The 22,460-nt window shown below is 47.8% G+C and carries 18 protein-coding genes; 1 reads left to right on the plus strand and 17 read right to left on the minus strand.

From position 1 onward, the window contains the following. Nucleotides 1-149 precede the first annotated feature (149 nt). From secA to AC0J5I_RS02140, 8 genes are all read right to left on the minus strand, one after another. Entirely contained in the window at nucleotides 150-2,699 is a 2,550-nt protein-coding gene (gene secA, locus AC0J5I_RS02105; RefSeq protein ID WP_107995498.1) for a preprotein translocase subunit SecA, read from the minus strand. Nucleotides 2,700-2,927: 228 nt separating this feature from the next. Continuing rightward, nucleotides 2,928-3,485, minus strand: a complete 558-nt coding sequence (hpf, locus tag AC0J5I_RS02110) for a ribosome hibernation-promoting factor, HPF/YfiA family (RefSeq protein WP_106449327.1) — start codon at nucleotides 3,483-3,485, stop codon at nucleotides 2,928-2,930. Between the two features lie 126 nt (nucleotides 3,486-3,611). Beyond that, the gene (locus AC0J5I_RS02115; RefSeq protein ID WP_475302992.1) at nucleotides 3,612-4,301 is read right to left on the minus strand and encodes a ComF family protein; all 690 of its coding nucleotides are present in this window, start codon (nucleotides 4,299-4,301) and stop codon (nucleotides 3,612-3,614) included. After that, a complete protein-coding gene (locus AC0J5I_RS02120; RefSeq protein WP_475302996.1) occupies nucleotides 4,273-4,854 on the minus strand; it encodes a helicase-related protein in 582 nt (193 codons plus the stop codon). Before AC0J5I_RS02120 ends, AC0J5I_RS02115 begins: the two co-directional genes overlap by 29 nt. A gap of 56 nt (nucleotides 4,855-4,910) precedes the next feature. Next, the gene (locus tag AC0J5I_RS02125) at nucleotides 4,911-5,642 is read right to left on the minus strand and encodes a DEAD/DEAH box helicase family protein (RefSeq protein WP_475303001.1); all 732 of its coding nucleotides are present in this window, start codon (nucleotides 5,640-5,642) and stop codon (nucleotides 4,911-4,913) included. 89 nt (nucleotides 5,643-5,731) lie between these two features. Beyond that, nucleotides 5,732-6,319 (minus strand): RNA 2',3'-cyclic phosphodiesterase, encoded by a 588-nt coding sequence (gene thpR, locus AC0J5I_RS02130; RefSeq protein WP_475303005.1) that lies wholly within the window; start codon nucleotides 6,317-6,319, stop codon nucleotides 5,732-5,734. A 124-nt stretch (nucleotides 6,320-6,443) separates the two neighbouring features. Beyond that, nucleotides 6,444-7,310, minus strand: a complete 867-nt coding sequence (locus AC0J5I_RS02135) for a DegV family protein (RefSeq protein ID WP_107995494.1) — start codon at nucleotides 7,308-7,310, stop codon at nucleotides 6,444-6,446. Nucleotides 7,311-7,378: 68 nt separating this feature from the next. Further along, a complete protein-coding gene (locus AC0J5I_RS02140; RefSeq protein WP_475303012.1) occupies nucleotides 7,379-8,881 on the minus strand; it encodes a UDP-N-acetylmuramoyl-L-alanyl-D-glutamate--2,6-diaminopimelate ligase in 1,503 nt (500 codons plus the stop codon). A gap of 161 nt (nucleotides 8,882-9,042) precedes the next feature. Between AC0J5I_RS02140 and AC0J5I_RS02145 the strand changes: the two genes are divergently transcribed. After that, a complete protein-coding gene (locus AC0J5I_RS02145; RefSeq protein WP_475303015.1) occupies nucleotides 9,043-9,714 on the plus strand; it encodes a YigZ family protein in 672 nt (223 codons plus the stop codon). A gap of 57 nt (nucleotides 9,715-9,771) precedes the next feature. Here AC0J5I_RS02145 and AC0J5I_RS02150 read toward each other — a convergent pair whose 3' ends face one another. The 9 genes from AC0J5I_RS02150 to AC0J5I_RS02190 all read right to left on the minus strand — a co-directional run bounded on the left by AC0J5I_RS02150 (nucleotide 9,772) and on the right by AC0J5I_RS02190 (nucleotide 22,202). Continuing rightward, on the minus strand, nucleotides 9,772-10,869 hold the full coding sequence (locus AC0J5I_RS02150) for a glycosyltransferase family 4 protein (RefSeq protein ID WP_234402584.1): 1,098 nt from the start codon (nucleotides 10,867-10,869) through the stop codon (nucleotides 9,772-9,774). A 101-nt stretch (nucleotides 10,870-10,970) separates the two neighbouring features. Then, entirely contained in the window at nucleotides 10,971-12,860 is a 1,890-nt protein-coding gene (locus tag AC0J5I_RS02155; RefSeq protein ID WP_475303022.1) for an LTA synthase family protein, read from the minus strand. A 25-nt stretch (nucleotides 12,861-12,885) separates the two neighbouring features. Next, nucleotides 12,886-13,719: an ammonia-dependent NAD(+) synthetase gene (nadE, locus tag AC0J5I_RS02160; RefSeq protein WP_475303026.1), complete on the minus strand. Its 834-nt coding sequence runs from the start codon at nucleotides 13,717-13,719 to the stop codon at nucleotides 12,886-12,888. A gap of 29 nt (nucleotides 13,720-13,748) precedes the next feature. After that, nucleotides 13,749-15,233 (minus strand): nicotinate phosphoribosyltransferase, encoded by a 1,485-nt coding sequence (locus AC0J5I_RS02165; protein WP_107995488.1) that lies wholly within the window; start codon nucleotides 15,231-15,233, stop codon nucleotides 13,749-13,751. A 244-nt stretch (nucleotides 15,234-15,477) separates the two neighbouring features. Further along, nucleotides 15,478-16,914 (minus strand): sugar transferase, encoded by a 1,437-nt coding sequence (locus tag AC0J5I_RS02170; protein ID WP_107995487.1) that lies wholly within the window; start codon nucleotides 16,912-16,914, stop codon nucleotides 15,478-15,480. Nucleotides 16,915-17,116: 202 nt separating this feature from the next. Beyond that, nucleotides 17,117-18,376: an argininosuccinate synthase gene (locus AC0J5I_RS02175; protein ID WP_107995486.1), complete on the minus strand. Its 1,260-nt coding sequence runs from the start codon at nucleotides 18,374-18,376 to the stop codon at nucleotides 17,117-17,119. A 242-nt stretch (nucleotides 18,377-18,618) separates the two neighbouring features. Then, nucleotides 18,619-20,520 carry a PTS fructose transporter subunit IIABC gene (locus AC0J5I_RS02180; protein WP_475303039.1) on the minus strand — a complete coding sequence of 634 codons (1,902 nt, stop codon included), beginning with the start codon at nucleotides 20,518-20,520 and terminating at the stop codon, nucleotides 18,619-18,621. A gap of 18 nt (nucleotides 20,521-20,538) precedes the next feature. Further along, on the minus strand, nucleotides 20,539-21,453 hold the full coding sequence (pfkB, locus tag AC0J5I_RS02185; protein WP_107995484.1) for a 1-phosphofructokinase: 915 nt from the start codon (nucleotides 21,451-21,453) through the stop codon (nucleotides 20,539-20,541). Next, nucleotides 21,453-22,202 (minus strand): DeoR/GlpR family DNA-binding transcription regulator, encoded by a 750-nt coding sequence (locus AC0J5I_RS02190; protein WP_107995483.1) that lies wholly within the window; start codon nucleotides 22,200-22,202, stop codon nucleotides 21,453-21,455. Before AC0J5I_RS02190 ends, pfkB begins: the two co-directional genes overlap by 1 nt. Nucleotides 22,203-22,460 lie beyond the last annotated feature (258 nt).

A 22,460-nucleotide genomic window follows, 5' to 3' on the forward strand; every position in this document is an offset into this window, starting at 1 on the left:
ATTTCCTCCTAGATTCGACAAAAGAAGGATGGGTCGGGATAAAAACAAGCGACTGTTTTTTATCCCGACCCTCCTCGATTGGCGCTGTATCCGATTAGTGTTATTGACTTGATCTTTTTGGCTGAGCTGTGGATTGCGCAGACCGCTGGTTATTCTTCGGTGGGCGACTCTTGTTTTCCTGCTGCTTCAGCCGCTTGTTTGGCTTTTTGGATTTCCATCAGTTTTTGCATTCTCATTGCGGAGATCTGGGCTCTGCGCGCTTGTTCCTGTTGCTCCGTTTTGGAAGCGACTGTCTCACGCGTCGGCATGATGTTCGAGCCTTGACCTACTGATTGTCGTTGCAGATTTTGACGGATTTCTGATTTCATCACGATACGGGTGACGTCGTAGTCGATGGTGGCAATCATTTCTTGGAAACGATCATAGCCCTCGGTTTGGTATTCGGTCAATGGATTGTTCTGTGCGTAGGAACGCAAGCCGATACCTTGGCGAAGCTCATCCATATTGTCGATGTGATCGGTCCATTTGTTGTCCACAACGCGCAGAATGACGACTTTTTCGAATTCCAAAATCTGTTCTGGGCTCAATTGAGTCTCTTTTGTCTTGTAAACTTCCATTGCGCGTTCAACTAAGTATTCCTCAATTTCATGCGCTGTTTTGCCTTCCAGATCGGCCATACTGATGCTGTCGGGGTGCACTAGGGCAGCTCCGGCAAAGTCGCGGATCCCTTGCAGGTTCCAAGTCGTCTTCTCACCGATGGTATGCGTTTCGACCACACGCGCAATCGCACGTTTGATCATGGCTGTTGCGACAAATTTTAGCGATTCAGTTTCGTTGATGACTTCCAGACGCTGTCCATAGATGATTTCACGTTGTTCACGCATGACTTCATCGTATTCCAATACGTTTTTACGGGTATCGTAGTTATTGCCTTCCACTCGTTTCTGAGCTGATTCCACTTGTTTGGAAAGCATTTTGCTTTGGATAACCACGTCTTCTGCTTCGTCATCCAAATTCAATTTGCTCCAGACTTGCTGAATGCGTTCCGATCCGAAGCGTCTCATCAAATCGTCTTCCAGCGAAAGGTAAAATTGCGTTTCACCGGGATCTCCTTGACGTCCGGAACGTCCACGCAGTTGGTTATCGATCCGGCGTGATTCATGACGTTCGGTACCGATGACGCAGAGACCGCCCAATTCCTTGACGCCTTTACCCAGCTTGATGTCGGTACCACGGCCGGCCATGTTGGTGGCGATCGTGACGGCTCCGGGTTGACCGGCACCGATGATGATTTCCGCTTCCCGGAAATGGTTTTTGGCATTCAATACTTGGTGCGGAATGTTTTCTTGGCTCAGCATGCGCGAAAGCAATTCAGAAGTTTCGACTGCTACGGTACCGACAAGGATCGGCTGCCCTTTCACATGACGCTCTTTGATATCGCCGACAACAGCCCTGAATTTGCTCTTCAAGGATGGGTACAACAAATCCGAATAATCATTACGGACAATCGGTCTGTTTGTAGGAATCGAGATGACGTTCATGTTGTAGATTTCCCGGAATTCTTCTTCTTCCGTTTTCGCCGTGCCGGTCATACCGGACAGTTTTTTGTACATACGGAAATAGTTCTGGAAAGTGATGGTGGCCATCGTTTTCGATTCATTTTCGATTTCGACGTTCTCTTTCGCTTCGATGGCTTGGTGAAGTCCGTCCGAGTAACGGCGGCCTTCCATGATCCGGCCAGTGAATTGGTCAACGATTTTTACTTTTCCGTCTTCCACTACGTAATCGATATCCACAAGCATGATGAAGTTCGCGCGCAAAGCTTGATCCAAATGATGCACCAAGCGCGTATTATCCACATCGTATAAGTTCGGTAAATGGAATGTTTTTTCGGCTTTCTCGATGCCCTCATCCGTCAATGCGATTGATTTAGATGTCAAATCGATCGTATAGTCTTCATTCTCTTTCAATCCTTTGATGAAGAAATCAGCTCGGTTATAGAGTGCTGTCGATTTTTCAGCTTGTCCGGAAATGATCAATGGTGTACGGGCTTCATCAATCAAGATCGAGTCGACCTCATCGACGACCGCAAAGTTCAACGGACGCTGCACCATTTGATTTTTGTAGACGACCATGTTGTCACGCAAATAATCGAAGCCCAATTCATTGTTGGTGCTGTAAGTGATGTCGCAGTTATAGGCTTCTCTTTTTTCTTCAGAAGACTTTCCGTTTGTGTTCAAACCAACAGTCAACCCCAGAAAACGGTACAATTCGCCCATCTCGACCGCATCACGGCTTGCCAAATATTCATTGACTGTGACAACGTGCACACCTTCGCCCGATAAGGCGTTCAAGTATACAGGCATCGTCGCTGTCAAGGTTTTACCTTCACCCGTCTTCATTTCAGCGATATTGCCTTTATGTAGGGTAAGCCCCCCCATAATCTGCACTTTATAAGGATACAGTCCCAAGACGCGTTTTGCGCCTTCGCGGACTACCGCAAATGCTTCTGGCAGAAGATCATCCAAAGACTCCCCTTTTTTGTAGCGTTCTTTATAAGATTCGGTCAGTTCGCGCAATTCTTCATCATCCAAAGCGGCCATTCGATCCGCGTAGGAGATGACTTTATCCGCTACGCCTTCCAAGGAACGTAGCTCTTTCTTATCATTCTCGATGAGTTTCTTTAAAAAGTTGGCCATTCTATATCTCCTCTTGCTGTCTGATTTCATTCCAGCAATCATTTTCACTGGGTATGCATTCGTGTATAAGTCGTTCGTTGCTGATGCAAAAATAATTCTTTTATCTCTACTATTCTATCATTACTTTTAATTAATGTGAACTACTCCCCATCAACAAAACCTTACACCTGTTGCCAAAAAAAAAAGCCCCCCGCCGTTTATTAGGGGCGGGGGACGTTATTTTCAGATTTAGTCGGTTTCGATCAGACCGAATTTGCCGTCTTTTCGGCGGTACACGATACTTGTGCCGTTCGTTTCAGCATCTTCGAAGATAAAGAAGTTGTGTCCAAGCATATTCATCTGTAATACAGCTTCTTCACTGTCCATCGGTTTGAGGGAAAGACGTTTAGTGCGGACGATTTCAAGCGGATTCTCATCGTCTTCCATTTTTTCTTCGATCAGATTCGGCTCGTTACCGATATCAAATCCTCTCTCTCTGGATTTGCGGTGAATCTTCGTCTTGTACTTACGGACTTGGCGTTCAAGTTTGTCCACGACCAAATCGATGCTTCCGTATAGATCGTTGGAAGTCTCTTCGGCTCTTAAAACCAGGAAAGGTAGCGGAACCGTAACTTCCACCTTAGCAGATTTTTCGGCTGGGAATGGATATACTTTCAAGTTGACATGCGCAGTTGTTTCAGGCACGTTGCTAAAGTATTTTTCCAGTCTGCCTAATTTTTTCTCGGCGTAGCTGCGAATCGGTTCTGTAACCTCAATATTTTCTCCTCGGACATTATACTTAAACATAGCACTCTCTCCTTTCGTCTGACGCATCGTCAGATAAAGACAACCCTCACCTATGGACCACTCATAGGGGGTTTCTTTAACTTCATTATAATGTAAGCGCCTTAACATTTCAATGTTTATGATTGCTTATCTTGCGATTGTCACGGAACGCACCAATCTGAATCCTTGCTTGTACAGCAGAGTTTTCGCATGGTAGAGCGTTCTTCCGGTAGTATAGACGTCATCAAAAAGAATAATTTCCTGCTGAAGATATTTTTTGTGCTCATCCAACATCAAAAATGGCTGCGCTGTCAGCAGTCGTTCTTGCCTGTTTTTTTCGGACTGTTTTTCGCCGACATGCTGGTTTTCCAAGAATTGCGCGTAGCGGATTCCTGCTTGTTTCAGCATCTCTTCGCATTGACTGAATCCCCTTTCCTCGTAACTCGCGCGCGATATCGGCAACGGGAGGAACAGTCCCTTCGGATGCGCTCTTTGGAGAGCCCTCAGCTCATTCCTGAATGCTCCGGCAAGACGGTAATCGCCTTGAAACTTGTAGCGTTGCAGCCAGTCCTTCACGACACCCGTGTAGGCATAGCAGGCATGATGTCCAATCGTCAATTCCGGATAGCGGCAGCTCCACCTCCGGCAGTCCTCGCACAACTCCGTGGCTGTTTGCGGCCGCATGCAGCCTGGGCAGCACGTTTGACCAGCTAAACGCGGCAACTTTTCATCGCAGGATCGGCAGATTGTTCCGCAATCTTTTTTCCCGAAGCTGAAAAGTTCTTGGAGGGTCAAAAGTTCGCGGATCTCATTTTGGCAAAACAGACATTGACCCATTCAGCAACCCCTTTCTTCCCGCATCCCGGTTCATCAAGCGGATTTGCCGGACTGCCCCCTGTATGGCTTTCGTTTCGCCATTGTGCGCAAAACAGACCCACCCCGTCGGAAAGTCTTTGTGTCTGCCTGCCCTGCCGGCAATCTGCACCAACGAGGCTTCCGTGAAGACCCAATCTTCCGCGCCAAGCACGATGACATCGATGTCCCTGAAAGTCACGCCGCGCTCCAATATGGTCGTCGTCATCAAAAAATCATACTCTTCCGTCCGCATTCTTTTCACTTTCTCCTCGCGATCAGGGTCGCCCGCCGAAACGCAGGTGAACTGCTTGTCCGGAAAAAGTTCCCTCAACCAACCATCCAGCTCTTCCATCAGCTTGATATGCGGTAAAAAAAGCAGAAAGCGCCGATTCGTTTGGAGTTGCCTTCGAATCAGTGTAAGGAATCGAGCCGTTTTCTTTTTGGTGATGGCCTTGCGCCAGTTCCCGACCCACAGACACTCTGGTTCGGGCAAAGCAAAGCCGTGATAGCGGGCAGGCAATACCGTCGCTGCCAATCTGCCACGCTTGATGTCATCTTGCATGGCCCGAGACGGGGTTGCCGTCAAATAAATCAGCGCGCTCGCTTTTTTCTGGATTTTTGCGCCCCGAACTGGAGGCTCGCATCGTTGTGGTATGGGAAGGAATCGATTTCGTCGATTATCAGGAGGTCGAACGCTTCCCGGAAACGCAGCAGTTGATGGGTCGTGGCGATGACCAGCGGCGTGTAGCTGTAGCCCTCCTCATTGCCTCCATACAGCAAGGCCAAAGGGACGTCCGGGAAAGCTTGCTTGATCCGTGGGGCCAGTTCCAGACAAACGTCCACACGCGGGGAGGCTAGGCAGACTCTCCCACCTTTGCGCAGACAGGCTGCGATCCCTTCAAAGATCATCTCGGTCTTCCCAGAACCAGCAACGGCCCAGATCAGGCGTGTCTCTTCAGCATGGACCGTCACCACGATTTCATCCGATGCACGTTTCTGTTCCGAAGACAACTGCCCTTTCCATTGCAGAATCGGCTCGCTGGGCCATACGAACGAGTTGGTTTCCGGCAGATGATAGAGGGCTGTACAGCATTTGATTTTCCCCATGTTCAGGCAACTTAAGCAATAAAAACAAGCAGTTCCGCAAGAGCATGGCGCTGCCTGGAAGTTTTTCCGGTCTTGGTTTCCGCAACGGGAACATGCCCGCTTCCCGTTCACGCTGACGAAGCCGGGTCGTTTCTCAGCCATATTCAGCAGTGCTTTGTCTGCATTGCGACACTCGCCCTTCATCAATTCCCTGCCGTAAAGTTCTTTTCCGTCCATGCCATCCTCCCCTTCCCTGGATAGCATACGCAAAAAAAGCCGCCACTCTTCCGCTGACTATACGAAGAGTGACGCCTTTCTGTTTCCGGTTAAGGATTTATTGGTTTGCTGGATGCTGACTGAATGGTCTGACCGTTGAACGGGAAATCAGCAATCGGGCGGTAAACCAGCTTACCGTTCAACCGCACACTTTCGAACAGCGTCAGCCCGGTGACCGGGATTTTATGGTCAAAGGGCAGCGGCACTTCACTAAGTGTTTCCCACTCCTGCGACAGTACAATCCCCCTACCGAGCGTGAGGTGCGGAATGAAAGCAACCTCGTCGGCAACTGTCGTTGCATGCACCAAAAGTTCCGCGTTAAGCTGATCATAGAGTTTTCGGAGCTGACTGTTTTCTTTGATGCCCATCCAGATGATCCACTTGTTTTTTTTGAAAAAATAACCCAACCTAGCAGTTTCGACCAGAAAGGGCACCTGATTTTTGGTGCAGCGAGCCAACGCCGTTTCGATTGTGATTTTCTGATCCAGATCCACTTCCCCGATAAAACGCATCGTCAAATGAAAGTTGTCCGGATCCGTGAATGATCCTTTGAGGCTGGCACGTTTCACTTCTCCCTGAACGGAAACCAGCTGTTCTTTGATGCCTTCAGGCAATCTTACGCCGATAAATACTCTCACAAAAGCACCCCCGCTATCTGTTAAAAAACCAGTCCGAAATTCCCCACAGAAAAAAACAGGAAGGCCAGGACCCCAATGGCCCTTCCTCCCGGATGAATATATGATTGCCATAATGATTTAGTGCTTATATCGGATAGCTCAATTCGGTGTCTTCCGTCCAGGTCAACCCCAGTGCACCCTCGCCTAAATGTGTCCCGATGACAGGACCGAAATAACTCAATTCGAAGCGGATGTCCGGAAACTCTCCTTGGAGATGTTCCAGCCAATCTTGCCCTTTCTCGGGAATATTTCCATGGATGACCGTTGCGATAATCGGATAATCCGCTTTTGAAGCCGTCTTGCCCAACAGTTCTTCGATCCGTCGCAACGCCCTTGCGTTGGTTCTGATTTTTTCAAAAACGACTATCTTTTTGTCCGAAAAATGCAGCACTGGCTTAATCTTCATGATAGAGCCGATGACAGCCGCCCCACCGGATAATCTGCCGCCGCGTTGCAGGTTCATCAGATCGTCCACCATAAAGTAAGCGCGGGAACGTTTCTTCATATGGTTCAATCGCACAATGATCTGCTCCGGTTCAATACCGGCAGCAGCCAATCTTGCCGCCTCCAAGACGAAGCGAGCCTGGACGTAGCAGCTGATTTCAGAATCGAAGGGATGGATGTTGAATTCAGGATATTCTCTGCTTAATGAGGCCACATTCTGGTAAGTACCACTGATGCCGCTTGAGAGGTGGACACTGATGATTGCATCATGATCCTTCGCCAGTTCTTCATAGAGCTCATGCATGGCACCCACTGCTGGTTGAGAGCTCTTCGGGAAATCTTCAGACGATTTCATCAAGGCATAAAAATCCTCAGCAACCAAATCTATTTCTTCTTCATATGATTTTTCTCCGATATTCACGACTAATGGCAGCATATGAATATGATGCCGCTGGCGTATTTCAGCCGTCAGATAAGCGGTACTGTCCGTTACTACTGCAATTTTCATGGAAATCCTCAAACTTTCTGCTCGTTATTTAGCTTAACCACCATATATTATGCGGTAATTCTCTGCATTTAGGCTTTGTCGACAAGCCTCTGGTTACGCAATTCAATGGCTTCAGCCGCCACTTCACTGTCCAACAGTCGAATCATTCTGCCTCTGTCGTTGTAATCAGCCTCATGTCCACGCCCCAGCAGGATGACCGTATCTCCCGGTTCTGCGATGGTGATCGCGTGCACGATGGCTTCCTTGCGGTTTTCGATATATTCATAGTTGTCCTTTTCAATGCCGGTAAGCATCATTGAGATGATCTGTTCCTGCGGTTCTTTCCCGGTATCATCCGTAGTCAGGACCACATAATCGGAGAGTTCCGTACCGATGCGGGCCATGATTGGGCGTTTTTCATGCTCCCGTTCCCCAGCGCCCCCGAAAACGGAAATGACTCTTCCTTGGGTGAACTCGCGCACCACACTCAATACTTTTTCCATCGCATCAGGCGAATGGGCAAAATCGACATAGACACCGATGTCGCTCGCACCAGGGACAATCTCCAATCTGCCGGTAACACCAGACAATGACGCGACCGCTTTTGATGCATCCTCCAAAGGAATGCCCAGAGCATATACAGCCGCCAGCGCAGCCAATGTATTGGAAACATTATAAAGCCCCACCAAGTTCGTCACGACCGGATAACGTTCCCCATTTACGACCAGATTGAAGCGGGTCTGCGTCCGGCTGTATGTGATATCTGCTGCAAAGAAATCAGCCGTTTCATCCTTTACGCTGTAAGAAATGACTTCTGCCGCCGTAGCGATGCGGTAGCTGTGGATCGTTTCATCATCCGCATTCAGAACCGCCGCTTTCGTACGTCCGTTTTTGCGGCCGTTCCCTAGTTGGGAGAAGAGCAGTTTTTTCGCTTCGGCATAGGCTTCCATCGTGTGATGGAATTCCATGTGTTCATGCGTCAAGTTCGTCATGATTGCGACATCCAGATCAAGGCCCCACGCTCTGCCCATTTCCAAAGCAATTGAGGAAAGCTCCAGCGTGAAGTATTCCGTCTTCTTCTCAACCATAAGGTGCAGGGCTTTTTGCATCGTGATGCTGTCGGGCGTCGTATTTTTCGTTTTGTGCACTTCGTCGCCGATATGCATTTCGATGGTGCCCATCAACCCGGTTTTTTTATCCATCGCCTTAAGGATGGCTTCCACCAAATAGGTCACTGTCGTCTTCCCATTGGTCCCTGTGACGCCGATGACTTTCATCGCCTCACTCGGGTAAGCATAAAAGTGATTCGCAAGCAGGCCCATTGCTTTGTCCGTATCGGGAACATATACAACCGGGACAGTCGCTGCCAATCTTTGGATATCCTTATGGGCAACAATCAAGCCCGCACCGTTGGCGACTGCCTTCTCAACGTAATTGTGGCCATCGACTTGCGTACCGTCGATACAGACAAACAGATCCCCCGATTGGATATCGCGGGAATCCTGACTAATTTTTCCAATATTCAAATCGGGATCCAAGCTCCCAACAACTTTTTTCATCTTGAGTACATCGATTAAATCTGTAGCTTTCACGCAGATCACCTTTCCATCGACCCCTATGGCCGTTTGGTCTATTCCATCTAACAATACCACAAATGGAAATGTTCGGAAAGTCCCTTTCCTTGTTCGTGGCCTGTCATCCGAGCCCCTCTGTGGTAAAATGAGATTGAACAACATATTGGAGGCTAAAGACTATGCTGACAACCTATCACACTATCGCAGAAAGCGGCGTTTCAGAGATCATCATCAAGGGCTCCCGCTTCATCTGCAGCCTCAAACGTGTCCATTCCGAAGACGAGGCCAAAGAATTCATCCAAGCCATCAAAAAAGAGCACTGGAAAGCGACGCACAACTGTTCCGCTTACCTGGTCGGCGACCAGAACGACATCCAACGCGCCCACGACGACGGTGAACCATCCGGAACAGCTGGCGTCCCGATGTTGGAAGTGCTCAAGAAAAACGATCTGCGTTACGTCGCAGCCGTCGTCACCCGCTATTTCGGCGGAACAAAGCTCGGTGCCGGCGGATTGATTCGTGCCTACAGCCGCTCCGTATCGTCAGCACTGAAGGACATCGGCATCGTTGTCCGCAGCCTCCAGACAAAAGTCGGCTGCATCGTTTCCTATTCCGCATCCGGAAAATTGGAGAATTACTTAGCGCAATCGGCCTATACTCTGATTGAGGCCCAATACACCGACCAGGTTTGTTTTTTGTGCGGCATCCCTATTGAGGACATCAGCCATTTCCAGGATGCTGTTACGGATGTCATGAATGGCCGTGTCGTCTTTGAAATCGGCGAGGAGGACTACGTGGAGCGTCCGGTCTCCCCAGCTTACGACGAAGCCGATGAAGGCGAAATCGAATAGACTTTGAATAAAAAAATGAACAAGCGCGTGATAGCCCGGTAGGCTTTCATGGCTTGTTCATTTGTTTTTGTCGTCCTTTTCCTTCAAAAGGCGATACAATGTCTTGCGCAACTTGGAGCGGTTGCTGTCCAACAAATTGAAGGAAGCGATGAAGAGCATCACGCCGAAAATCAGACCGACTACCAAAACTACCGTTCCCCAGAAAGAAGAAATCGGGAACAGGATGGCCGTCAAGGAGAAGATGATCGCCAAAGCATAAATGACCAAAACGGTCTGGCGGTGCGTAAATCCCAGCCGCAGCAAACGGTGGTGCAGGTGGCTTTTATCCTTTGCGCTGATGGAACGCTTGTGCAAAGTCCGGCGAAGGACAGCGGCAATCGTGTCCGTCAACGGAACCCCGAGAATAGCTACCGGTATCAGGAGCGATACGAAGGTGGCATGTTTCAGGCCGTACAAGGACAACACCGCGATCATAAACCCTACGAACAGCGACCCCGTATCCCCAAGGAAAATGGAGGATGGGTAGAAGTTGAAAGGCAAAAAACCCAACAAACTTGCAACCAAAAGGAAAATCATGACGACGGTGGCGACATCCATATAATCGGTGAAGAAATAGCTGACGAAGCCCATCGTCGAGAGGGAAATGATTGAAGTTCCCGTCGCCAAGCCATCCAGCCCGTCCATCAGATTCACCGCATTCGTGATGACCACAATCCAAAGCATCATCACCAAGTAACCCGCTTCATGGAATTCGATTGTTCCGAAATAATCCAGCGTCAGGCTGTCTATTTTGATGCCCGTAAAAAAATACAGCACGTTCGCCGCAGTAAGGATGCCGATCATTTTCTGCCAAGGCCTCAGATCATAGGCGTCATCGATGATTCCCGTTATCAGGATGATCAACGAGCTCAAAAACATGATGCCTGCAAACCCTGAACGATTACTCAGAGGGACCCCAATGAAGAAGGCACCCCAATAAGCCGCGAATATGGCCACGCCTCCCATCGTAGGCGTTTCCTGGACATGCACTTTCGCTTCGGATGGCTTATCCGTCCAGCGGAACCGTCTCGCTGCCGCACGGAAAAGATAGGTGAACAGCACACTCGCCAGTATCGTCGCCCCGAAAAGCAGCATAAAACGTATAAAGAAACTCACCGGACCCCTCCTTTCACCCTGTATTTCCTTAATCATAGGCGATTCCGGACCTACATGCAAATCCAACTCTCACACAAGCCGCAAGCCTGCGGCAATCTGTTTCAATCGTTCATTTGGAAAAAACCGTTTGATTCTGCGTACTGGTTTCCGGTGGTCGTGTCGTACTGGATAAGATCATAATCCGCCAACAGGCTTCTGGCCTGATCGGAAAGTCCTTCTCGGCTCGAGACATACTCACCGGTATCGCCATTCACATACAGCGTCTTTTCGAAAGCCGGCACCTGTTCCTGAAGCGCCATCAACAAGGCTTCAAAAGCCGTGACGCGGCTGCCGCTCAACTCCAGCACTTCCGGGAAGAAATAGATGGGACTGGTGACGCCCAAATCTTTTTGGGCCTCTTCCGTGTTGCTGTAGACGAACATAGGTGTCTCATGCATATTCTGGATCGTGTTCAGCGCATAAAGATCCTCTCCGAAAACGCTCGGCCAATGATCCCCCCAAAACACGACGACGGTCGGCTCGTCCCATTCCTGCAGAGTTGCCAACAGATCCGCCAACGCTTGATCGCTGTACTGCAGATCCTGCAGATAGTTCCGGATTGTCTGGCTGGCAATGCCGGTTTCAGCAGCAGATGGCGTTACCGTGTATTTATTTTGATAAGGCGTATGGTTCTGCATCGTCACCAAATGGATAAAATCTTTTTCCTCGCTGGCTTTCAGGATAGCCGTTATTTCAGCGTACGCGGCTGCATCCGAAATGTACGGATTGGTATCCAGCTTTTCCGTATTCGTCATCGTGTCCTCGTAAAGAAAAGAATCGAATCCCAAAGTCTCATAGTTCTCCAACCGCTTATACATGGTCGTATTGTAGGGATGGATCGCTGTGGTACGGAAGCCGGCTTCTTCCAAACGGGACACGACGGATGGAAAGTCATCTTGCGTGGACAGGAACTGCGTATAGGGCGTCGTGATGTTCGCAGCGAACGGCTCCATCGAGAACCCTGTCAAAGCCTCAAATTCGATATTGGCGGTTCCACCGCCATATCCTTGGGACAACAGCTCGCCGCTGTAACTTGTATCCATCAAGGCTCGCGTGAACGGAATCGGATCACTTTGCAGATCCAATCCTTCCAACTCAAGCGGGTCCGCAAAACTTTCATTCATGATGTAGATGACATTCATTTCGGGCAACACAGCTGTTCTTTCTGCGTTGATTTCGTCAGCAAATTGCTGATAGGTTACCTTCAACTCATCGATTTTTTCCTGTGAATAATCCGCCGGCATCTCCATCGGCGCTGCCGATAGATTGTATAGGAAGCCGGCCACAAATCCGGTGTTGTAGTAATTCATTTGTTGGCTGTATGGAATCCAATACGCCGTTCTGTCATAGGCTTTCTTCAGCAGGTTGCCTTCCTGCTGGAACTGGCCTGCATAACCGAGTGCCAAACTTGTTGCAACGAACAGCAGCACGCGTGATTTCCATCCCAATTTCACGGTTTGCTTGGATTTGGCCTGACGCAAGGAATAAAGTACGAATGCCAGAAACAGGATGAACACAAGGCTAAGCACCGCCAATGCCCGTCCATTGAGCATTTCCAAAAGGAAGGTGGCCTCCGTCAGCATCTTCAAATCGCTCGGATAAACGGGCTCGTTGCGCTGCAGCATCTTCTCATAGGTCGCCATCCCAAAGATTCCCCCCGACAGCAACAACAATGCATTCGCCCAGCGGATATTCCCTACCAGCGCCCAAAGCCATAGCCCAAGCGTCACTAACACGCCGGTACTGATCAGGAACTTCTCGGTATGCCAAGCAAATACAAAATTCACGACCAGTCCGGCATCCAGATCATTTTGGGTCCATTGAAGAAAGAGATGGACCACGAAAGCGGTCGCCAACAAGCTGAAGCAGTGCAGGAGCAGGAGGTGCCCCCCACTCTTGCACTGCAGATTTTGATTTTCTTGCATCATTTTATTTTGTTTGCTGATTTTCACTGCAAAACCCCACTATCTGAACAGATTAGGCTTCTTTCCAAAAACTGTCATAGACCGTGATCGGCAAGTGGCGTTTATGCTCGGTCTTCGTATACCAGCCTTCGATGATTGTTGCTTCCTTATCCGGTATTTCCTTGCCTTCCAGATAAGCATCAATCATCTCGTACGTCACTCCCAAAGCCACTTCATCAGGCAAAGCAGGCCGGTCTTCCTCCAAGTCCGCTGTCGGTACTTTTTCGTAGAGCTGTGTCGGTGCGCCCAGTTCTTTCAACAATTGGCGTCCTTGACGTTTGTTCAAGCGCCAAATCGGCAACAAGTCGGCTGCGCCGTCCCCGAATTTCGTGAAGAAACCGGTCACGGATTCTGCAGCATGGTCAGTACCCAAAACAGCCCCGTTGCTGTCGCCCGCTATCGCGAACTGGACGATCATGCGTTGGCGTGCCTTGATGTTGCCTTTGTTGAAGTCGGTGATGGTGAGGCCGGCTTCTTCAAGCGCATCGAGTGCAGCGTCTGCCATTTCTTTGATGTTGACGACCAATTTTTGGTCAGGGGAAATGAAGGCAAGTGCAGCCTGGGCATCGTGCTCATCGAATTGAATGCCGTACGGAAGACGGACAGCGATGAATTGGTAACTGTCGTCGCCTGTCTCGTCACGCATTTCCTGGATCGCCAGCTGGGCTAACCGCCCCGTCAAAGTGGAGTCCTGCCCTCCGCTGATGCCCAAAACGAATGCCTTCAAAAACGGGTGTGCCGCCAAATAATCTTTCATGAAATCGATGCTGATGCGGATTTCCTCTTTTGGATCGATTTCCGGTTTCACTCTTAATGCAGCAATAATCTCTTTTTGTAGTGGACGCATACCTATTCCCCCTTGATTGATTTGATTGGTTATTTAGTGCTTTCCAATAATGACGCTTCTTCCTTGATTTGCTTCTTGATGGCTTTGATGGTGGACATCTTGTGATCGTACGTCTTCTGTGACAAGTCGACCGGATAGTCTTCCGGATTCAGGATTCGTTTGTATTCATCCCACAAACCGCTCATCTGCGCTTCCGAGAAGGCTTTTACTTCTTGGAGCGATGGCAATTCATAAACCACTTCACCATCCACGATGATGTCCTGGAGCACGGGACGCGCCTCAAAGTCAGTGATGGTCTTATTGATGTAAGTGAAGACGGGATGGAACATATACAGTTCCGCCTCTTGATCGGGCTTTTCTTCCCAAAGCGCAATGTAGTCCCCTTCCGACTTGCCGTCACGCTTGCGGGTGATTCGCCATACTTGCTTCTTGCCGGGTGTGGAAACTTTTTCGGCGTTGCTGGAGATCTTCATCGTGTCCACCATTTTGCCGCTCTCATCCGCTATAGAAACTAATTTATAGACCGCTCCAAGCGCGGGTTGGTCATAAGCGGTGATCAGCTTGGTGCCGACACCCCAGACATCTATTTTTGCACCTTGCATCTTCAAGTTCAAGATGGTCAATTCATCCAAGTCGTTCGATGCGTAGATTTTCGCATCGGTAAAGCCTGCCTCGTCCAATTGCTGACGGACTTTTTTGGAAATGTAGGCCATATCCCCGCTGTCTATGCGTACGCCATTGAAGTTAATCTTATCGCCCATTTCCCGCGCGACTTTGATGGCATTCGGCACGCCCGATTTCAACGTATCATACGTATCCACCAGGAATACGCAATCCTTGTGGGAACGCGCATAAGCCATGAAGGCATCGTAATCATTTCGATAAACTTGCACCATCGAATGGGCATGAGTACCAGAAGCCGGAATGCCGAACAGTTTAGCAGCTCGGACATTGCTCGTGGCATTGAATCCCGCGATGTAGGCTGCGCGTGTGCCCCAAATGGCGGCATCCATTTCCTGTGCTCTTCTGGAACCGAATTCCATCAATGGCTCATCATCGCAGACGTAGCGCAGACGTGCGGCTTTTGTCGCTATCAGCGTTTGGAAATTGACGACATTCAATAAGGCCGTTTCGATCAACTGGCATTCCGCCAACGGACCTTCCACTTGGACGATCGGTTCATTCGCGAAGACGAGGTCCCCCTCCAAAGCGGAACGGATCGTGCCCGAGAAACGGAAATTTTTCAGATACTCCAAAAAACCTTCCTCGTAGCCGACATGCTCCCGCAAATAGGCGATGTCCGTATCCGTGAAGCGTAAATTCTGAATGTAGGAAACGAAGCGCTCAAGCCCCGCATAGACTGCATAGCCGTTATTGAAAGGATACTTCCGGAAGTACAGTTCAAAAATTGCATGTTTTTCGGTAATGCCTTCATCCCAATAAGTCTTCATCATGTTAATTTGGTACAAATCAGTATGCAAAGCTAAACTATCATCGTTATAATCAAAACTCATCCAACTCACTCATTTCATCTTTGATCGTACGCCTCCGCATTCTGTCACGGTACTGCAGAAGGAAGTGCTCTATTTACCTATTGTAACGCAATTCCCCATACATTTCCGCTTTTTTGTCCAAAATCCATCAGATTGATTATAGTGATTAGCCTATATTCCCGCAAACACAACCGGCATTTCTGTGTAAACAAAAAACCATCCTGGTGGGCGGAAAAACGCCCGGCAGGATGGTTTACTTTTCGTTTTAATAAATGACTCTGATGCCGCGTGCTTCAATCTCTTGCTCGGTCAGAATCGCTCGTTCGCTTTCATCCACACCTCGGGATGATACTTTATCGAACAAGATCTTGACCGTTTGCAGCATGATCTTCAAATCCAGTATCAAGGAATATTTCTTGATGTAGATCAGATCGAAGTTCAGCTTGCTGTTGAAGTCGGAGGCGTACTTCCCGTACACTTGCGCATATCCGGTAATACCGGCACGAACGTTGTGGCGCAGGTAATAATGCGGGTTCAATTCCTTGAATTGATCAACGAAGAAGGGACGTTCCGGCCGGGGTCCGACCAAAGACATATCGCCCAGCAACACATTGAACAATTGCGGCAGCTCATCGATGCGCAGGGAGCGCAGATATTTGCCGACTTTTGTGACGCGCATATCATTGCTTGTTGCCAAAACCGGGCCTGAATCTTTCTCAGCAGTCACACCCATGCTGCGGAACTTCAAAATTTCGAATTCCTTGCCGTCTTTGGTGATTCGTGTCTGCTTGTAGAATACGGGACCTTCGGAACTTTTCTTCACCAAGAAAGCCGTAACTGCCATGATCGGCGAGGTAATAACGATACCGATCAGCGCAACTGCAATATCGATGATCCGTTTCATAAGACCATCTTCTGCCGAGATACGGAACGGGGAAACCTCGATGATGCTTTCATCTTCGATGTTCATCATGTTCGGATTGACCATGATCAGATTTTCAAAGCTGGTATTCAAGAACATCTTCTTCTCTTTGCTCGTCAACAGATCGTATATCTTGAGTTTTTCAGATTCTTCGATCTGGCTCGCTAAGTAGACGATATCAATCTCTTCTAGGTGCCGCAAAACATTTTCGTAATAATCCGACAGGACGACATGCGTCACCATATGGCGGATACTTTTTGTATTCGTGAAGTTGTCGACTGCCGCAAATACTTCCTTTTCCATCCCGACAATCATGACCCGTTTGCTTCCGCTCATGCTCTGATACATTTTGAAAACCATTACGCGGAACAGGAACAAAAGGATTGTTCCCACAAAAAAGTTGATCAGAATGACCGATCGCGGGAATGCCAACCATCGCCCGGCAAAAGTCAGCGCCATGATGATCAACGAAAGAACGAATTGTCCGATGACCGTGATGAACAAGAAATCACTGATCGATTTGTTATAAAATATGTACGTACCGAACAGGATATTAACGATGATGAAAATCACTGAGACGTAGGCAATGCTGCCCTGAAAGGCATCGAAGTTTATCAATGGTATATTTCTTCCAAATTTTAAATAAAAAGATAACAGCAATGATCCGATGAACAACAGCACATCAATGATGCCGATGATAATTTTACGGGCTTTGTTCCATTCACCTGTTTGATTCACGCTTAATCTCCTCCTCCTTAAACTAGCTAAATATGAATGCATTCATTTTATCATAGTTTATTCTTTTGGGATATCAAAGTTTGGAAATGCAATATCCCTCCATTTTTGGATGACGGCCTGCTTGCGGCGTCATCCTCCAGGGTTTCCATCCAACAACTGAAAAAGAACGCCCTCATCAGGAGTTATTGCCTGATGAGGGCGTTCCAGAGCGGACTAGTTGTCAAGAGACACTAATACCGGTTGTTTATTTTAAAAGATCTTTCAATTCTTCATGTGTCGCTTGATCTTCAGCTTGCTCTTTCATGACACGGATGGATGTAGGTAATCCGAACAGACGGATAAAGCCGGCTGCATCAGTATGGTTGTATACATCGTCGCTCTCGAAAGTCGCGAAGCTTTCGCTGTACAATGATTTCGCGCTGACAACGCCAGCATCAGTGATGTTGCCTTTATAAAGCTTCATCTTCACGAAACCTTCGACATTCTGTTGTGTTTCCTCAACAAATGCAGCCAATGCTTTGCGCAATGGTGTATACCACAATCCGTTGTATACAAGCTCCGCATATTTGTTGGCAAGCAATTGTTTGTATTGGAACGTGTCTTTGTCCAGGCAAAGCTGTTCCAATTTATCGTGGGCATGGTACAGCACAGTTCCAGCTGGCGTTTCATAAACGCCTCTTGATTTCATGCCGACTAAGCGGTTCTCCACGATATCGATGATGCCGACGCCGTTCGCGCCTGCAATCACATTCAATTTTTCGATCAGAGCGATGCCGTCCAAAGCTTCACCGTTCAGGCTGACCGGTATGCCTTTTTTGAATTCCAGGGTAACATAGGTCGCTTCGTCCGGAGCTTTCTCAGGCGTCACGCACATCTCCAGAATTTTATCGTAATCAGGCTCGTTGGCTGTCATTTCCAGATCAAGGCCTTCATGCGATAGATGCCATAAGTTTTTATCTTTTGAGTAGTTTGTTTCCAACGTAATCGGAAGCGGCACGTTATGTGCAGCAGCATACGCAAATTCATCTTCTCTGGAAGTCAGTTCCCATTCTCTCCAAGGGGCGATGATCGTGATGTTCGGATCGAATTCTCTGATGCCAACTTCAAAACGGACCTGGTCGTTCCCTTTCCCTGTTGCTCCATGAACGATCGCATCAGCATTTTCCAGATGCGCAATCTCTACCATTCTTTTCGCAATGATCGGACGGGCGAAAGAAGTCCCCAATAAATATTGTCCTTCGTACTTAGCGCCTGCTTGCAATGTCGGCCAAATGAATTCTTCGACGAATTCCTTCTTCAAGTCTGCAACATACAATTTCGATGCGCCACAGTTGATCGCTTTTTCTTCCAATCGGCTGTAGTCATCACCTTGTCCTACGTCTCCTACTACGGCGATTACTTCACAGTTGTTGTAATTTTCTTTTAACCAAGGGATGATGACTGACGTGTCCAATCCACCTGAGTAAGCCAAAACCACTTTTTTGATTGATTCCTTTGCTGCCATGCTTTTACCTCCTTATACAGATTTCAATATCCGTTGCTTTTATGCATGAACTGATATCTACATTTTCATTTATTTAACAATATGCATTATAGCATATCTGCCATGAAAATCATCCCATTTTTTTACATTATTCTCATTTATCTGTCATACCGTTTTCATTTATTAGACTTGTTTTCGGAACAGCAAAAAAGAGAGAACAGTTAGGGGGATGCCCAGTCTGTTCTCTCAATGCATGATTCAATTTATTTTGCGACTTCTTGTGTCTTAGTTTTTTTCCACAGACCCAACGTCAACGCTGAAACGACTGTTCCGATCAATAAAGCAAGCAAGAACATCAACGGACGGTTAGCCAATGTGATTACGAACAAGCCACCGTGTGGTGCAGGGATCGAAACTGCCCATAGTTGCGTCAAACCACCTGCAATCGCTGAACCAAGGATGGATGAGCCGATAACGCGCATCGGATCTGCTGCAGCGAATGGAATTGCACCTTCAGTGATGAAGGAAAGGCCCAACAAGATGTTGGAAAGTCCAGATTTTTGTTCGATATCTGTAAATTTATTTTTGAAAATCAAGGTTGCGATACCGATTGCCAATGGAGGAATCATACCACCAGCCATTACAGCGGCCATCAAGCTGCCATCGCCAGTATCCGTGAAGATACCGATTGAGAAGGCATAAGCTGCTTTATTGAATGGACCACCCATATCGATTGCCATCATACCGCCAAGAACAGCACCCAACAACACCGCGTTACCAGTACCCAAGTTTTCCAGGAAGGTAATCATAGCTGTATTGATTGTGGAGAAGACAGGACCGACCAAGAAATACATCAACAAACCAGTGATCAATAGACCGAACACAGGGTATAAGAGAATTGTCTTCATGCCATCCAATGCCCGCGGTAATCCTTTAAAGGCTTTCTTCAGATAAACCATGATGTATCCTGCCAAGAAACCAGCAATCAAACCGCCCAAGAATCCGGCATTTGCTTGCACAGCCAAGTAACCGCCCGCCATACCTGGAAGCAACCCTGGACGATCTGCGATACTCATTGCGATGTAACCGGCCAAAATCGGAATCAGGAAGCTGAATGCCGCTCCACCAATTGCCATAAAGGAAATGAACAACGTACTGTCAGCACCGAATGACGTTTCGAACAGGAAGGAAATCGCAATCAGGATACCACCACCGACAACAAACGGCAACATGTGTGAAATACCGTTCATCAGATCTTTGTAGATTCTTCCGATGATTGATGGATTTTCGTCGCTTGAGCTGGATGAGAATGTATCGCCTTCAACATTCAGGATCGGTGCTTCTTGACGCATTGCTTTTGTGATCAATTCTTCAGCTTTGTTGATGCCGTCGCTTACCGGTCTTTGAAGAACGTGTTTACCGTTGAAACGCGCCATTTCAACTTTTTTGTCAGCTGCCACGATGACGCCATCAGCACGGCGGATTTCGTCGGCTGTCAAGGCGTTCTTGACGCCATCCGAGCCGTTCGTTTCAACGCGGATATCGACGCCCATTTTTTCAGCCATCAGTTTCAATGAATCTTCCGCCATATACGTGTGTGCGATCCCTGTAGGACAAGCCGTTACTGCAATGACGAAAGGTCTCTTCGTTTCGGTTGCCGCTACTGGAGCTGCTTTCGCTGCTGCTTCTGCTTGCTCTTTGGCTTCGCGCTTAGCTTCTGCTGCCGCAAACAAACCTTGAACTTCTTCTGGAGTCTGAGCTTTTTTCAATGATGCAGTGAAATCAGGATTGATAAGTAAACGGGATAATGACGCTAAAACTTCCAAATGAACATTATTTGCGCCTTCTGGAGCCGCAATCATGAAGAATAGATGTGCTGGTTGACCGTCCAATGAAGCATAGTCCACACCTGCTGCACTTTTTGCAAAAACAACTGCAGGTTTGATGACCGCTTTGTTTTTGGCATGCGGCATTGCGATGCCGTCGCCCAAACCAGTGGATGTTTGTGACTCGCGCTTCATGATGCCCTCTTTGTAAACCGCAACATCATTGATGATGCCATTAGTGGAAAGACCTGCGATCATTTCATCGATGACGCCCTCTTTAGTTGTTGCTTGCAAATCCATAACCATCAATTCTTTTAGTAAGATATCATTGATTTTCATATTAATAAGTTCTCCTCCCTATAGCTGACTGATAGTGACTTGTTTGACTAGAGTATCAATTTCTTCGCGTTTGGCTAAATCGTCGGCAAAAGCGGTTGCGCTTCCGCAAGCGATACTGACTTTGAATGCTTCCAACGGGTCGTGCGTCTTCATGTATGTTCCGACAAATCCGGCAATCATTGAATCTCCGGACCCTACTGAATTTTTAAGTACCCCTTTTGGTACTGTACCATGGTAAACACCTTCCGGAGTGAAAAGGATCGCTCCTTTAGCTGCCATTGAGATGATTGCGTATTGCGCTCCCCCTTCAAGCAATTTCTTGCCGTATGGCAGGATGTCCTCATCCGTTTCGAAAGTGGTATCGAACAATTCCGCCAATTCGTGGTGGTTCGGTTTCACCAATAACGGATGGTAAGGCAACGCATTTTTCAGTTCTTCCCCGGTCGTATCGATCAGGAACGGTACGCCTTTGTCCGTCAATCTGCGGATGATGGTCTGATAATAATCATCCGGCAAGCTTGCAGGTTTGCTTCCCGCCAAGACTACGATGTCGTTTTCCGGATCAAGCGCATCGAATTGTTTCAGGAATTCTTCTGCGACTGCAGGCTCGATATTCGGGCCTGGACCGTTCATTTCAGTCTCCATTCCTGACTTGATCTTGACGTTGATGCGGGTCGCTTCCTCCACATGCGTGAAATGCGTTTTGCTTTTTTCCGCTTCCAACCAGTCTTCGATGTATTTTCCGGTGAAACCTCCAAGGAACCCTAAAGCGGTATTTTCCACTTCCAGTTCGTTCAGGATGCGGGAAACGTTGATGCCTTTGCCACCCGGCAGTTTGAAATCCTGTTGGATACGGTTCACTTCGCCCAACTCGATAGCGGGCAAATGGACGATGTAATCGATGGATGGATTTAATGTTACTGTATATATCATTATTCAGCCTCCCAAATAGTTGTACTGTCTTTCAGGTTACGTTTGATTTCCGACGGGACATTGTAGCTGACGATGCCACAATCCTCAATGTCGCAGACCTTCACAAAACTGACTTGTTTGAACTTCGAAGCATCCGCAACGACATAGCTTTGTGCTGCATTTTCAATGGCTATCCGCTTGATGGCCGCTTCTTCGGTGTCCGGCGTCGTGAAGCCATATTGCTTGTCGATGCCGTTGATGCCAAGAAAAGCTTTGCTGAAACGGTAATTCCTCATTTGCATTTGGCTGACTGGTCCGATGACTGCTTTTGTCTCCATCTTGATTTTGCCGCCTATAAGGATCGTCTCGATTTGTATATCCGATAATAAACTGGCGTGCGGGACGCCATTGGTGACGACGAGGATGCTCTTGCCTTTCAGGAAGGGAATCATTTCGTAGGTGGTCGATCCGGCATCCAAAAAGATGATGTCTTGATCGCTTACCAATTGAGCTGCTTTTTCAGCGATCCGTTGTTTATCCTGAACGTTTTTGGATGTTTTATCTTCCATCCTGTCCTCAGCGGAAACACTGTAGTTCCTCTTTGCTCCGCCATGTACACGGATCAGGAAGCCGGCCTCTTCTAGAGTGCTCAAATCCCGTCTGATTGTGGATTCAGAACTGCCCGTCTGATCGACTAGGTCCTGCAGTTTTACGATATTGTCTTTTGCTAAAGTGTCTAGAATGATTTTATGCCGTTCTTCTGTAAGCACTTTCTATCACCTCTCGAACAAAAATATACCACCCACACGGGAATAAAGCAATCATTTTCCTTCAAAAACATTAACTTTCATTCAAAACCATCCAAAAACATTGATGGAACAGCTTTTCATAAGGATAATTTTTTTTATTTTCAAACCATATATTGGTGCTTTTCCATAATAGAAGGTAAAAAAATAGAGCTGACCAACAAAATTATGTTGGTCAGCTCTATTTATGGGTTGCAAGGATGTGATTGTTCGCTTTCTTAA

Source organism: Trichococcus sp. TS_SC_9 (genome assembly GCF_056156325.1).